The following is a 626-nucleotide window of genomic DNA, read 5'->3' as shown; positions in this document are numbered from 1 at the left end:
CGGCAGCGTCAGCTTTGTATAATATACAGGTATATGGGTACATTGACCTTGCTTCCTTTGGTGTTGCAATCAAATCTCGACTATACCGCTACTTGGGCTGGTTTGGCTGCTGCACCGGTAGGTTTTCTGCCGATTATTCTGTCGCCGATTATTGGTAAGTTTGGCAATCGCGTCGATATGCGCCTGTTTGTCAGCGCTAGCTTCTTGGTGTTTGCCTATACATTCCATTGGCGAACCGACTTCTATGCCGGCATGGATATGAGCAACGTCGTTTGGCCACAGTTTTGGCAGGGTTTAGGCGTAGCCATGTTCTTCCTGCCCCTGACCAGTATCACCTTATCGCATATGAAGGGCAACCAAATTGCCTCGGCCAGTAGCTTGTCTAATTTCTTGCGAGTCTTTATGGGCGGTGTCGGTGTGTCCGTTGTCAGCACCATGTGGGAACGGCGCGAAGCTCTGCACCATACTCAGCTGACCGAACATATTAATTCATTGTCCTCAATCAGCAACCAATCTATTCAAGGCATGATGGCCAATGGCCTGAGCAAAGAGCAAGCCCTGGCTGCGATAAATAGTACTATTTCCCAACAAGGCTTTGTTATTGGCTCAAATGAAATCTTCTTGGC

General features: G+C 48.4%; 1 pseudogene. It reads left to right on the top strand.

The features are described from left to right. Positions 1 to 626, top strand: a pseudogene (locus tag ACTHUR_RS15500) (MFS transporter); the annotation flags it as partial.

Source organism: Neisseria sp. P0021.S007, assembly GCF_051956855.1.
The sequence above is the reverse complement of the archived record's forward strand: the minus strand, read 5'-3'. Positions and strand labels throughout refer to the sequence as shown.